Source organism: Serratia sp. GW822-FHT06D09 (assembly GCF_058799515.1).
This window is the reverse complement of the sequence record NZ_JBXALO010000005.1, coordinates 89,611-101,348: the sequence shown is the minus strand read 5'-3', so window position 1 is coordinate 101,348 and position 11,738 is coordinate 89,611. Positions and strand designations below refer to the sequence as shown.

The 11,738-nt window shown below is 55.7% G+C and carries 13 protein-coding genes and 1 riboswitch; of the genes, 1 reads left to right on the top strand and 12 read right to left on the bottom strand.

The genetic code is table 11. From position 1 onward, the window contains the following. Positions 1-2: 2 nt before the first annotated feature. From AC1RKG_RS13725 to AC1RKG_RS13715, 3 genes are all read right to left on the bottom strand, one after another. Positions 3-599, bottom strand: coding sequence for a TetR/AcrR family transcriptional regulator (locus AC1RKG_RS13725; RefSeq protein ID WP_020825607.1), 597 nt, complete (start codon positions 597-599; stop codon positions 3-5). A 312-nt stretch (positions 600-911) separates the two neighbouring features. Further along, entirely contained in the window at positions 912-1,295 is a 384-nt protein-coding gene (gene crcB / locus AC1RKG_RS13720; RefSeq protein WP_046374295.1) for a fluoride efflux transporter CrcB, read from the bottom strand. Positions 1,296-1,371: 76 nt separating this feature from the next. Further along, positions 1,372-1,434: riboswitch (Fluoride riboswitch) on the bottom strand. Between the two features lie 98 nt (positions 1,435-1,532). Continuing rightward, positions 1,533-2,594 carry a diguanylate cyclase gene (locus tag AC1RKG_RS13715; protein WP_409324740.1) on the bottom strand — a complete coding sequence of 354 codons (1,062 nt, stop codon included), beginning with the start codon at positions 2,592-2,594 and terminating at the stop codon, positions 1,533-1,535. Between the two features lie 218 nt (positions 2,595-2,812). Here AC1RKG_RS13715 and tatA point away from each other — a divergent pair, with 218 nt between their 5' ends. Continuing rightward, positions 2,813-3,022 carry a Sec-independent protein translocase subunit TatA gene (tatA, locus tag AC1RKG_RS13710; RefSeq protein ID WP_020825610.1) on the top strand — a complete coding sequence of 70 codons (210 nt, stop codon included), beginning with the start codon at positions 2,813-2,815 and terminating at the stop codon, positions 3,020-3,022. 95 nt (positions 3,023-3,117) lie between these two features. Here the strand turns inward: tatA and lipA are convergent, their stop codons facing one another. The 9 genes from lipA to rsfS form a co-directional block, all read right to left on the bottom strand. After that, positions 3,118-4,083 (bottom strand): lipoyl synthase, encoded by a 966-nt coding sequence (gene lipA, locus AC1RKG_RS13705; protein ID WP_020825611.1) that lies wholly within the window; start codon positions 4,081-4,083, stop codon positions 3,118-3,120. Further along, positions 4,076-4,744 (bottom strand): lipoyl(octanoyl) transferase LipB, encoded by a 669-nt coding sequence (lipB, locus tag AC1RKG_RS13700; protein WP_020825612.1) that lies wholly within the window; start codon positions 4,742-4,744, stop codon positions 4,076-4,078. Before lipB ends, lipA begins: the two co-directional genes overlap by 8 nt. A 258-nt stretch (positions 4,745-5,002) precedes the next feature. Continuing rightward, the gene (ybeD, locus tag AC1RKG_RS13695; protein WP_020825613.1) at positions 5,003-5,266 is read right to left on the bottom strand and encodes a DUF493 family protein YbeD; all 264 of its coding nucleotides are present in this window, start codon (positions 5,264-5,266) and stop codon (positions 5,003-5,005) included. A gap of 111 nt (positions 5,267-5,377) precedes the next feature. Further along, positions 5,378-6,589, bottom strand: coding sequence for a D-alanyl-D-alanine carboxypeptidase DacA (gene dacA, locus AC1RKG_RS13690; protein WP_020825614.1), 1,212 nt, complete (start codon positions 6,587-6,589; stop codon positions 5,378-5,380). Positions 6,590-6,766: 177 nt separating this feature from the next. Beyond that, positions 6,767-7,843, bottom strand: coding sequence for an endolytic peptidoglycan transglycosylase RlpA (gene rlpA / locus AC1RKG_RS13685; protein ID WP_130015899.1), 1,077 nt, complete (start codon positions 7,841-7,843; stop codon positions 6,767-6,769). 10 nt (positions 7,844-7,853) lie between these two features. After that, positions 7,854-8,966 carry a peptidoglycan glycosyltransferase MrdB gene (mrdB, locus tag AC1RKG_RS13680; RefSeq protein WP_020825616.1) on the bottom strand — a complete coding sequence of 371 codons (1,113 nt, stop codon included), beginning with the start codon at positions 8,964-8,966 and terminating at the stop codon, positions 7,854-7,856. A gap of 8 nt (positions 8,967-8,974) precedes the next feature. Further along, positions 8,975-10,870, bottom strand: a complete 1,896-nt coding sequence (mrdA, locus tag AC1RKG_RS13675) for a peptidoglycan DD-transpeptidase MrdA (RefSeq protein WP_020825617.1) — start codon at positions 10,868-10,870, stop codon at positions 8,975-8,977. Positions 10,871-10,908: 38 nt separating this feature from the next. Next, entirely contained in the window at positions 10,909-11,379 is a 471-nt protein-coding gene (gene rlmH, locus AC1RKG_RS13670; RefSeq protein WP_004949595.1) for a 23S rRNA (pseudouridine(1915)-N(3))-methyltransferase RlmH, read from the bottom strand. A 3-nt stretch (positions 11,380-11,382) separates the two neighbouring features. Next, entirely contained in the window at positions 11,383-11,700 is a 318-nt protein-coding gene (gene rsfS, locus AC1RKG_RS13665) for a ribosome silencing factor (protein ID WP_020825618.1), read from the bottom strand. Positions 11,701-11,738: the final 38 nt, after the last annotated feature.

Sequence of the window (11,738 nt, the reverse complement as noted above, 5' to 3'; positions counted from 1 at the left end):
GATTAAGGTTTCCTGAACAGGTGAGAGATAGCTTGTTGATATAAGCCGTTCAGCAAGCTGACGTCGGCTTTTTGTGTGGTGAGTATGCGATAGCCGGTGCCTTCGCTTAATACGGCAATAAATTCCACCCTGGCGGCAATTTCCTGCTCGCTGAAATACGGGTAGAGCCGACGCAGGCTTTGGCAAACATGGTGGAACAAGCGCGTTTCCGCATCGCTGAGCATTTTCGCCACCGTCGGGTTACGGGTGGCTTCAGCGGTCACTTCCAGCATCAGCATGTGATCGGTTTCAGTTTCGCCCGGTTGCTGAAACAGGCTGCGTGCTGCCAGAGTGCCGGCGATCAGGTTGATATGGTCGCCGAGATCTTCCAGGCGGCGCATTTTACTGGCGATGATGCGGTTGACGATCTCTTCGATGATGGCGTCTTTATTGTCGAAATAGCGGTAGATCTGGCCAACGCTCAGCTGCGAGGCATGCGCGATTTCCGCCATGCTGGCGGCGTGGAAACCGTGCTGGCGAAAGCAGAGTTTTGCGGCGTCGACAATCTGATCGCGGCGGGCCTGTACTTTAGCCTGCTTGCTGTCGCTGGTGGATATCATGTCCCGATCCTTTGCCAAGAAATGTGTTGTTCACCTTCTGGGTGTGAACGTTCATTCTCAATTGTAATGCAACAACGGCAATAGGCAATAGGCAATAGGCAATAGGGCAAGGGTAAAGGTGGGGAAGCGCTGTGGTTTAGGCGAACAGATATACCTTGATAAAGGCGACAACAACCAGCAGGCACAGCAGGGTTGCGGCAACTTCAGTGATGGTTCTTGGCAGGCTTGGCATCTGAGTTCTCATCCAGTTGGGGTGACTGGATGAGATTATGCGCACGGGAGATTAAGGAAACATTAAGGCAACGAAATCACTTATTGCCCGTTGATCCAGATGACCAGCATAAACGCCAACAGGGTCATCGCCAGCGATCCCGCCAGGTTGAGCAGCATATTGCCCAACGCCCAGGCGAAACGACCATCCTGCAGTAAATACACCACTTCCAGAGAAAAGGTGGAAAAGGTGGTCAGGCCGCCGCAAAAACCGGTGGTGATCAGCAGTTTCCAGGTCGGATCCAGGTGTGTCATCCGGGTGAATATCGCCATAGCCAGGCCGATGATAAAACCGCCCAGCAGGTTCACCGCCAGCGTACCCAGCGGGATGTGCGCATTGAGCGGGTTCATCTTCATGCTTATGGCCCAGCGCAGCACGCTGCCGAGACCGCCGCCAATAAAAACTGCCAGTAAAGAACTCAACATGGTCGAAACTACCTTTCATTCAAGGGGAAATAAAACTCAGAAAGGTTCAGGCGTAACGCTACGCACCCCTCTGAGAGGTTACGTAGACATCATCAGCCTGTGAGGGCGGTTATGGAGGAATGTCATCTCCGTTGTTCGGCACGGCTGTTTAGCTGTGCATAGGGGATGTTACACCTAGCGCAGCCCGTTTTGTAGTAGCAAAAGTGACAGAAAAAGCGGAAGTCGTCACTCTGGGCGTCAATGGCCGGGTACGGCCAGCTCCAGCCGATTGCGGCCGTTGTTCTTGGCACGGTACAACGCATTGTCTGCGGCTTTCAACCAGTCCAGATAACCGCTCATCTCGCCGTGATAATCCGCAATGCCGGCGCTGATGTTGAGCCGCAGTTGCGGGGCTTCGCGAAAAATGACCTCATTGAGCCGTTCCTGAATGCGCAATAACGCAATGCTGGCCTGCTCGGCACTGGTGTTGGGCAGCACTGCGCCAAATTCGTCGCCGCCGTAGCGTCCGACAATATCTACGGCGCGCAGACCAATTAACAGTTCTTCCGCCAGCACCGCCAGCGCTTCGTCCCCCAACGCATGGCCGAAAGTGTCGTTGATGGTTTTAAAGCGATCGATATCCATCAGGATCAGGGTTGCGGTGTGCTGATAACGGCGACAGCTGTCAAATTGATGATGCAGCAAATGCTCCCAGTGGCGGCGGTTGTACAACCCGGTAAGCCCGTCACGCATGCTGATGCGCAGCAGCTCCTGTTTCTTTTCCGCCAGCCGTTTGGCGGTGCGGTAGGTGACTAACCCCAGCAGTATCGGATAGAGGTAGATCATTGGCAGGCACAGGTAGACCTGCGACGCCGTACTTTCCGGCTGAAAGGGAAAGCCCATCAGGGCGCCGATCGTCAGAGCGCCGGCCAGTTGTGCCCCCAGGCCTTTGAAGAACAGCGGCTTACCCGCAGCGGCTATGTTGTTCATTCCCATCATCGATAAGATTACCACCGACGGCAAGGCGTTGAAGGCCATCATCGCCACCCACAGGCCGCCGAAAAACGAATCGATCAGCAGGTTACGGATTTCGGCCTTGAACGGCTGGGAGGAACGTCGTGCCCATTGATAGGCGAGGTGTGGCCAGATAAAGCCGTGCAAAATCAGCAGGACCCACAACCATGGGGCGGTGTTTTGGGTGTAGAAAACTGAAAATACGCACAGAGAACCTATGCCCAGGCCGACGATGCGCGGCAGATAGGTGCGTCTGGCAAAGCTAAGGCCGGATTTTCGGGTATCTATGACTGATGGCTTGTACATCCGGCAACTCCATGATGAGCAGGGTGACAGCGTACCACGCGGCTTCTAAACTCAGAATAGTCTGATTAATGCCCAGTGCGGATAAAATTGAGCCGTGGTGGGGATCTCACTCTGTTACATGTTGCTGTTGTCTTGCTCCGGAGAAAGTAGGTAAATACCCGCAGGCAAGGTTTGTTTTCTCGCTGCATTCGCAGCGCTATATGAATAAGAAGGTGAGTATGGAAGGGATCAGTATTACCAAACTTCTGGTGATTGCGGTGTTGATCATCTTGCTGTTCGGTACCAGCAAACTGCGCACGTTGGGCGCGGATTTAGGTGCGGCGCTGAAGGGCTTTAAAAAGGCCGTGGGCGACGATACCACCCCACCGCCAGCCAACACCGCAGAAAGCCAGGCCAACCCGCAGAGCGTCGAAAAGAAAGACGTTTAATCACGCTTTCTGCCAGGCAATAAAAAACGGATGCCGCGAGGACATCCGTTTTTTGCCGTTTCCGCAGGGGGAAACGTAACAAATCATTGCTGCGATTACTTCACTTCCATCCCTTTTGCCTGCAAATCGGCATGGTAGGAGGAACGAACAAACGGACCGCAGGCTGCATGGGTAAAGCCCATTGCCATCGCTTCTTCTTTCATTTCATCGAATTCGGCCGGGCTGACGTAACGCTGCACCGGCAGGTGATGACGGCTTGGCTGCAAATACTGGCCCAAGGTCAACATGGTGACGCCATGGCGACGCAGATCGCGCATGACCTCAACGATTTCCGCATTGGTTTCCCCCAGGCCGACCATCAGGCCAGACTTGGTTGGGATATGCGGATGCGCTTCCTTGAACCGCTCCAGCAGCTTCAGTGACCACTCGTAGTTAGCGCCCGGACGCACCTGGCGATAAACACGCGGCACGTTTTCCAGATTGTGGTTAAACACATCCGGCGGCGTTTCGGTCAGAATTTCCAGTGCGCGATCCATACGGCCGCGGAAGTCAGGCACCAGGGTTTCAATCTTGATGGTTGGATTTTTCGCGCGGATGGCAGCGATACAGTCGGCAAAGTGCTGGGCACCGCCATCACGCAGGTCGTCGCGGTCAACCGAGGTGATCACCACATAGCGCAGGCCCATATCGGCGATGGTCTGAGCCAGTTTCTCCGGCTCGTTGGCATCCGGGGCTACCGGACGACCGTGGGCTACGTCGCAGAACGGGCAACGACGAGTACAGATTGCGCCCAGGATCATAAAGGTCGCGGTACCGTGGTTGAAACACTCAGACAGGTTCGGGCAGGAAGCTTCTTCGCACACCGAATGCAGACCGTTTTTACGCATTGCGGCTTTAATGCCCTGAATGCGCGTAGAGTCGGCAGGGAGTTTGATTTTCATCCACTCGGGTTTACGCAACAGCTCCTGCCGTTCGGTGACCACCGTTTTAATCGGGATCAACGCCATTTTGTCTGCATCGCGGTATTTGACGCCGCGTTCCATCTGAATTGGTTTACTCATAATCGTGCAGGTTCCAGTTACGAAGCTCGACCTTCGGGTAGCCGAGTAAATGAACAAATTCCTGTACCAGGACGGGGTGTACGTCTTCTATGCCGACGCCGGGTGCCAGCGCGCTGACCTGCGCCATCTGCATGCCAGCGTAACCGCAAGGGTTGATACGCTGGAAAGGGGTGAGATCCATGGCCACATTCAGGGCCAGGCCGTGGAATGAACTGCCTTTGCGGATCCGCAAACCCAACGAACAGATCTTTTGCTCCCCCACGTAAACACCGGGCGCATCCGGACGGGCACGCGATTCAATGTGAAAGTGGGCGAGGGTATTAATAACGGTATCTTCGATAGCCGTGACCAGTTGGCGAACGCCAACCTTGCTGCGTTTCAGATCGACCATCACGTACATCACCTGTTGCCCCGGCCCGTGGTAGGTTACCTGGCCACCGCGATCGCTCTGGATCACCGGAATGTCACCCGGCATTAACAGATGCTCCGCTTTACCGGCCTGGCCCTGAGTAAATACGGGCTGATGCTGAACCAACCACAGCTCATCGGGCGTGGCTTCGGTTCGGCGATCGGTGAAGTTGTGCATGGCTTGGGATACAGGCTCGTAGGGCTGCAACCCCAGCTGACGCAAAATGATCTTGTCTGGTTGCAAAAGAGTCATCGTCAGGTTACAGAAGTGGTAAAGCCATTATACCGGGCGCTCTGGCCCGCGACCAGCATTTATACCCTTCATGCTTGAAGCTGCCTCTGTGTTGGCCACGCTTTCTCACCCGAATCACTTACTTAAGTAAGCTCAGCGGGATTCGGCCGCTTGCCGCCTTGATGCAGCTCCAATCATTTTGGGATAGCTGACTCAAAATGCGCAACCCGGGCAGAGGATGCTCTGGCCCGGGTTGAAAAGCAGAGGATTGTGCTGGAATTACAGCACCATGCGGACAATTTCAAGGTTGCCCAACTCATCATATAAGGTTTCCACCTGGTCAATATGGGTGGCATTGATGGTGATGGACACGGAGTGGTAATTGCCTTTGCTGCTAGGTTTAACCTGCGGGTTATAGTCCCCAGGAGCGTGGCGCTGTACCACTTCAACCACCTGGTCTACCAGCTCGGGTTGTGCCAGGCCCATTACCTTGTAGGTAAATGAGCAAGGGAATTCGAGCAGTTCGTTCAGTTTAGTTTTCATGTGCGCTCCAGAGTGCGGCTATCGATATAGCGAGTCTATAAATTATAACTCCCGCCGGAGCGGGAGTTAATGTTAATCAGTATATGGGGGCAATTTTGCCCATTTCAACTGTTAACCGAACCAGTGGTGGAACATCAGTTTGATGTAATCGACGATACGGCTGAAGAAACCGCCTTCTTTCACTTCGTTCATCACTACCAGCGGACGCTGGTCGATGGTTTTACCGTCCAGCTGGAAGTTGATGCTGCCGACAACCTGGTTTTTAGCCAGTGGCGCATGAATTTCCGGGGTGTTCAGCACGTAGCTGGCTTTAAGATCTTTCATGCGGCCGCGTGGGATGGTCAGGTAAACGTCTTTGTCTACGCCCAACTCAACGCGATCTGCATCGCCGAACCAGACTGGCTCAGACGCAAACTCTTTGCCTACTTTCAGTGGCGCAACGGTTTCGAAGAAGCGGAAGCCCCAGGTCAGCAGTTTCTTGCTCTCGGTTTCGCGGCCCTTATAAGTACGACCGCCCAGCACTGCGGAGATCAGACGCATCTGGCCTTCGGTCGCAGAAGCCACCAGGTTATAGCCCGCGGCGTCGGTATGGCCGGTTTTGATGCCGTCCACGTTCAGGCTGGTATCCCACAGCAGACCGTTACGGTTCATCTGGCGGATATTGTTAAAGGTGAACTCTTTTTCTTTATAAATCGCGTATTCGTCCGGCACGTCGCGGATCAGCGCCTGGCCGATCAACGCCATATCGCGTGCGGAGCTGTACTGACCCTGTGCGTCCAGGCCGTGTACCGTTTGGAAGTGGGTGTTCTGCAAGCCCAGCTTGCTGACGTAGGTGTTCATCAGGTTAACGAATGCGTCCTGGCTGCCGGCCACGTAGTCGGCCATGGCCACACAGGCGTCGTTACCTGACTGCAGGTTGATGCCGCGGGTCAGCTTGGAGACCGGTACGCGGTCGCCAGGCTTGAGGAACATCAGGGAAGAGCCTTTGAATACCGGGTTGCCGGTTGCCCAGGCGTCTTGACCTACGGTCACCAGATCTTCCTGGCCGATTTTGCCTGCTTTCAGCGCTTGACCGATGACGTAGCTGGTCATCATTTTTGTCAGGCTGGCAGGGTCACGGCGCGCATCGGCGTTCATTTCCGCCAAAACTTTACCGGAATTGTAATCAATCAGGACGTAGGATTCCGCATCGATCTGCGGCACGCCTGGGATCATGGTCTTGATATTAACGTCATCGGCATGCGCAACGGTGGTTGCACTCATCGCGATAACGGTGCCGAGCGCTATGCTCTTGATTAAGCGAAAAGAAGTTACTTGTTTCATGATCGAGACTACAACATCCATGAGGGTAAAGTTAAAAAACGAGCCACACTATAACAGATGAGATCCTGGCAGGCATTAGTCAATCCTCTGACTTATCACGCTTTACAAGCTTTTGCTGAAAGAAAATGTTTCAGCTAAAAATCAGCTTATCGGTCGCGATTGCCCGCCGGTCTATGTTTAGGGTGCGGCAGTGACAAAAGATTGTTGCTGCGCTTCAGTGGCCAGGCGCTGCTGCAGCTGAGCCGCTTGCTGACGATCGCTGAACGGGCCGAGCTGTACGCGGTAGACGCTGCCGTTGGCGGCAACCTTACCCGGTACGCCGAATTTTTGGCTCAGGCTTTGCTGCCAGCTTTGCGCGCGCTCGGCACTGCTCAGCGCGCCGACCTGCACCACATAGCCGCCTGTTGAAGAGGCGCTGCTTGCTGCAACGGCGGCGGTCGCGGCGACCGGTGCGGCAATGGCGACGGGTTCAGGCTCTGAGCCTTCCAACACGCCGGCCGGTACGGCGCTTGGCGCGCCGAGGAAGCCGCTGCGGCTATTGCCGGCGCTGCTTGCCGGAGCCGCGTCGCCGGTGTTCAGGCTGCTGTTGTCAATCGGGCGCACGGCGGCACCGCTGGCTACTGGGACGTCCTGTTGAATGGGAGTTCCCATGCTGCTGGAGCCCAGATCCGGGCGAGCGGGCAGGGCATAGCTTTGTTTGGCGACGGTAGTGCCGATGGTGCCAGGGCCACTGAGGGTGCCATCCGGGGCAACGTTGATGAAATCAACCTTGACCTTGGTGTTGTTGGACAGGTTCAGACGATCGGCGACGGCTCGCGACAAATCGATGATGCGACCTTTGGTGTAAGGCCCGCGATCGTTAACGCGCACTACCAGTTGGCGACCGTTGGCCAGGTTGGTCACGCGTACGTAGCTTGGGATCGGCAGCGTCGGGTGTGCGGCGGTCAGGCCGTTAGGATCAAACTGTTCCCCCAGCGCGGTGGTATTCCCCCTGGCTTCTTCGCCATAGGAACTGGCCAGACCGGTCTGCGAGAAGTTCTGAGGATCTTTTACAATGCGGTAAGTGTCGCCATTAACCTTATAATCCTGCAGGTTATTAGGGTTATAGGGTTCATATTGAGGCTCAACGCCACCGATTTCCACCACCGGTCCGTTATACGGCTGCTGCGGCGGCGCTTGCTGTTCCGTGGTCGGGGCGGTACAGGCGGAAAGCAATACCGCGACTACGCCGACCCAAAGCCATTCCTTACGCATTACTCACCTCTTATAAACTTTTAGACATCATTTTCCGATGCGTGTGGATCGACATGATAATGCCGAACCCAGCCATAAGCACAATCAGCGCCGAACCCCCGTAACTGACCAGAGGCAAAGGTACGCCAACTACCGGTAAAATACCACTGACCATACCAATGTTAACAAACACATAAACGAACAAAATCAGCATCAGCCCGCCGACCATCACTCGGCCGAAGGTGGTTTGCGCCTTGGCGGCGATCATCAAACCGCGGATTATCACCAGCAGGTATAGCGCCAGCAGCACCAGTACCCCGACCAGCCCCAGCTCCTCGGCCAGCACCGCAAAGATAAAGTCGGTGTGGCGTTCCGGCAGAAATTCCAGCTGTGACTGGGTACCATGCAGCCAGCCTTTACCGGACAGACCGCCTGAGCCGATGGCAATTTTCGACTGAATAATGTGGTAGCCGGCGCCAAGGGGGTCGGTTTCCGGATCGAGCAGCATCATAACGCGGTCGCGCTGATAGCCGTGCATCAGGAAGAACCACAGCACCGGGATAAAGGCCGCCAGCAGCACGGCGGCTACGGCGATTAGCTTCCAGCTCATGCCGGACAGGAATAGCACGAACAGGCCGGAGGCGGCGATCAGAATCGAGGTACCCAAATCCGGCTGTGCGGCAACCAGCAGCGTAGGCAGGAAAATCAGTACCAGCGCAATCGCCGTATTCTTCAGCGAAGGGGGGCAGACGTCGCGGTTCATAAAGCGCGCTACCATCAGCGGTACCGCGATCTTGGCGATCTCGGACGGCTGGAAGCGCACGAAGCCGAGATCCAGCCAGCGTTGGGCGCCTTTACTGATCTGGCCGAAAGCATCCACCAAAATCAGCAGTATCACGCAGAAAATATACAGATACGGTGCCCAGCTTTCATAGACCCGCGGCGGGATTTGCGCCATGACGGCCATGACGATCAACCCCATGACAATCTGGCCGATCTTGCGCTCCATCATGCCGATGTCCTGGCCGCTGGCGCTCCACATCACGAAAGCGCTGTAGACCAGCAGGGCCAGAATTAACAGCAGGAATGTGGGGTCGATATGGATTTTGGTCCAGATCGACGCTTTTTGTTGGCTTTCAGTCATGTTCTACCTTAATCACCCTCTACACCAGGCGGCAGCGGAGCCGCGTCCGGTAATTGCGTATTGTTGTCGCCCAGCAAGATATGGTCGAGGATCTGACGAGTGATCGTCCCGACCGCTGGACCGGCACCGCCGTTTTCCAGAATGATGGCGACCGAAACCGTCGGATTATCGAAGGGAGCGAAGGCCGTCATCAGTTTGTGGTCACGCAGGTGCTCTGCGAGTTTGTGGGCGTTATAGGTTTCGTAACCGAATACCTGCGCGGTCCCCGATTTCGCCGCGGCTTTGTATGGCGTACCTGCAAAGTACTTGCGTGCCGTCCCATTTGGGCGGTTGGCCACGCCATACATGCCGTCTTTGGCAATTTCCCAGAAGCCGGAATGAATATCGCCGATCTGCGTGCTCTCTTCCTGCTGGAAAGGCACCAGCACGCCATTGATACGGGTGCTCTGCAGCAGGTGCGGCGTTTTGACGTTGCCGTCGTTAATCAGGGTGGTCAGCGCCTTGGCCATCTGGATCGGCGTCGCCGTCCAATAACCCTGGCCGATACCTACCGGAATGGTGTCCCCCTGATACCAGGGTTTTTTATAGCGCTTGAATTTCCAGTCACGAGTCGGCATCAGGCCGGAACGCTCTTCTGACAGATCGATGCCGGTATATTCGCCGTAACCGAACTTGGTCAGCCAGGTTGACAGGCGATCGATGCCCATGTCGTAAGCGACCTGATAGAAGAAGGTATCCGCGGACTCTTCCAACGCTTTGGTGACGTTCAGGCGGCCGTGGCCCCATTTTTTCCAGTCGCGGAAGCGTTTTTCCGAGCCGGGCAATTGCCACCAGCCGGGATCGAAGACGATGGTGTTCTTGGTAATCACCCCGGCGCTGAGCGCCGAAACGGAAATATACGGCTTCACCGTGGAGGCGGGTGGGTAGAGCCCTTGCGTGGCACGGTTGATCAGCGGCCGGTTCGGATCGTTGAGCAGCCCTTGGTAATCCTTGCTGGAGATGCCGTCGACGAACAGGTTCGGGTCATAGCTGGGGTTGGACACCATAGCCAGAATGCCGCCGGTGCGCGGATCGCTCACCACCACTGCCGCACGGCTGCCCACCAGCAACTGCTCGATATAGCGCTGCAGGTTGAGATCCAGCGTCAGATAGACGTCTTTGCCGGCGGAAGGCGGTTGCTCATGCAATTGGCGGATCACCCGACCACGGTTGTTGACTTCAACCTCTTCGTAGCCGGTTTTGCCATGCAGGGTTTCTTCGTAATAGCGTTCGATGCCCAGCTTGCCGATGTCGTGCGTTGCAGCGTAGTTGGCCAGCTTGCCGTCTTTATCCAGGCGTTCGACGTCACGGTCGTTGATCTTCGACACGTAGCCGATCACATGGGTCAGGGCGGAACCATAAGGGTAATAGCGACGCTGGTAGCCTTTGACCTCTACGCCGGGGAAGCGGAACTGGTTAACCGCAAAACGCGCCACCTGCACTTCACTCAGGGCGGTTTTCACCGGGATAGAGACGAAACGGCGCGAGCGCTTGCGCTCTTTTTCGAAGTTGGTGATGTCATCATCGGTCAAATCGACCACTGAACGCAGCGCCTGTAGCGTGGCTTTCAGGTCATCGACCTTTTCCGGCATCAACTCCAGTTGGTAGATGGTGCGGTTGAGCGCCAGCGGAGTGCCGTTGCGATCGTAAATAATGCCGCGGCTGGGCGCGATCGGCACCAGTTTGATGCGGTTTTCGTTGGAGCGGGTGCGGTAATCCTCAAAGCGGACGATTTGCAGGTTATACAGATTGGCTATGAGGGTGCCGGTCAGCACCAGGATGACCAAGAACGCCACCAGGGCGCGGCGTACAAACAGGGCGGATTCGGCCGTATAGTCGCGAAAAGGGTTACGTTCTATTTTCATCCCGCTGCTTTATTTCACTCTGTCACTATTACCACCGGTTATTCCCGGTGGTAAGGATGATTTGTTGTAATGCTCCAGGCGCGATAGAGGCTTTCAGCCACCAGCACGCGCACTAAAGGATGCGGTAATGTCAACGGTGAGAGCGACCAACTCTGTTCGGCGGCGGCCTTACACGCCGGGGCCAGCCCTTCCGGGCCACCAATCAGCAGGCTGACGTTGCGGCCGTCCTGCTTCCAGCGTTCGAGTTGTTGCGCCAACTGCGGCGTTTCCCACGGCGTACCGGGAATATCCAGCGTGACAATGCGATTGCCTTTGCCTACCGCAGCCAGCATCTGCTCGCCTTCCTTTTCCAGAATGCGTTTGATATCGGCATTCTTGCCGCGCTTGCCCGCCGGGATTTCGGTCAGCTCAAACGGCATGTCTTTCGGAAAGCGGTGCAGATAATCCATAAAGCCGGTCTGCACCCAGTCTGGCATTTTAGTGCCGACGGCTACCAGTTGCAGTTTCACCGCTTAGCTCCAGAGTTTTTCCAGCTCGTACAACTGACGGCTCTCTTCCTGCATCACGTGAACGATCACGTCACCCAGGTCGACAACGATCCAGTCGGAGGCTTCCTGGCCTTTCATGCCGAACAGTTCCATACCGGCGGTGCGGGCTTCCTGCACCAGGTGGTTGGCGATCGACATCACGTGACGGGTAGAGGTCCCGGTGCAGATGATCATGCAATCGGTGATGCTGGATTTGTCTTGTACATCCAGAGCGATAATGTCTTGGCCTTTCAGGTCATCAATTTTATCGATGACGAAATCTTGGAGCGCTTTACCTTGCAAAGGTTCCCCCTCGGGTGTGTTCTGTTCATTCGACTGCG

Coding starts and splice junctions, on each gene's coding strand:
- mrdB (WP_020825616.1), bottom strand. CDS start 8,966: ATGACTGAAAGCCAACAAAAAGCGTCGATCTGGACCAAAATCCATATC.
- crcB (WP_046374295.1), bottom strand. CDS start 1,295: ATGTTGAGTTCTTTACTGGCAGTTTTTATTGGCGGCGGTCTCGGCAGC.
- lipA (WP_020825611.1), bottom strand. CDS start 4,083: ATGAGTAAACCAATTCAGATGGAACGCGGCGTCAAATACCGCGATGCA.
- ybeD (WP_020825613.1), bottom strand. CDS start 5,266: ATGAAAACTAAACTGAACGAACTGCTCGAATTCCCTTGCTCATTTACC.
- lipB (WP_020825612.1), bottom strand. CDS start 4,744: ATGACTCTTTTGCAACCAGACAAGATCATTTTGCGTCAGCTGGGGTTG.
- AC1RKG_RS13725 (WP_020825607.1), bottom strand. CDS start 599: ATGATATCCACCAGCGACAGCAAGCAGGCTAAAGTACAGGCCCGCCGC.
- AC1RKG_RS13715 (WP_409324740.1), bottom strand. CDS start 2,594: ATGTACAAGCCATCAGTCATAGATACCCGAAAATCCGGCCTTAGCTTT.
- rlpA (WP_130015899.1), bottom strand. CDS start 7,843: ATGCGTAAGGAATGGCTTTGGGTCGGCGTAGTCGCGGTATTGCTTTCC.
- mrdA (WP_020825617.1), bottom strand. CDS start 10,870: ATGAAAATAGAACGTAACCCTTTTCGCGACTATACGGCCGAATCCGCC.
- tatA (WP_020825610.1), top strand. CDS start 2,813: ATGGAAGGGATCAGTATTACCAAACTTCTGGTGATTGCGGTGTTGATC.
- dacA (WP_020825614.1), bottom strand. CDS start 6,589: ATGAAACAAGTAACTTCTTTTCGCTTAATCAAGAGCATAGCGCTCGGC.